We start from the raw sequence: 429 nt of genomic DNA on the forward strand, positions 1-429 counted from the left end.
GCCTCGGAGTTCTCCTACGACGGCAAGACCATCACCGCCTTCGCACCAGCCGAGAACCTGGTTGCCGTGGCACCGGCCCCGCCCACCATCGACGCCATGCTCAAGCAGGCCTTCGACAACGCCGCGATCTACTTCCCCTTTGCCGACCTCGTCGGCAGCGACCCCTTCAAGGCGCTCACCGAGGGTCTCASCAAGGCCTTCTACATCGGCCCGTCGAAGGTCGTCGGCGGCACCACCACCGAGATGGTGGCCATCGCCAGCGACCAGATGTTCATGCAGATCTGGATCGGCGCCGACGACAAGCTGCCTCGCAAGCTGCGTGCGGTGTTCCGCGGCGACCCGCTCCAGTTGCGCCACCAGGTCGAGCTGTCGAACTGGAAGCTCGACCCGGTGATCGCGGCCGAGGCCTTTGCGGCGGTCAATGCGGCC

The 429-nt window shown here is 66.4% G+C and carries 1 protein-coding gene; it reads left to right on the forward strand.

Features of this window, described 5'->3' with window-relative positions; genetic code table 11:
* Positions 1–429 (forward strand): DUF2092 domain-containing protein (locus AB4Z46_RS35475; RefSeq protein ID WP_442288231.1); only part of this gene is annotated, 429 nt, incomplete at both ends.

The organism is Variovorax sp. M-6 (assembly GCF_052114385.1).
Classification (GTDB): Bacteria; Pseudomonadota; Gammaproteobacteria; order Burkholderiales; family Burkholderiaceae_C; genus Variovorax.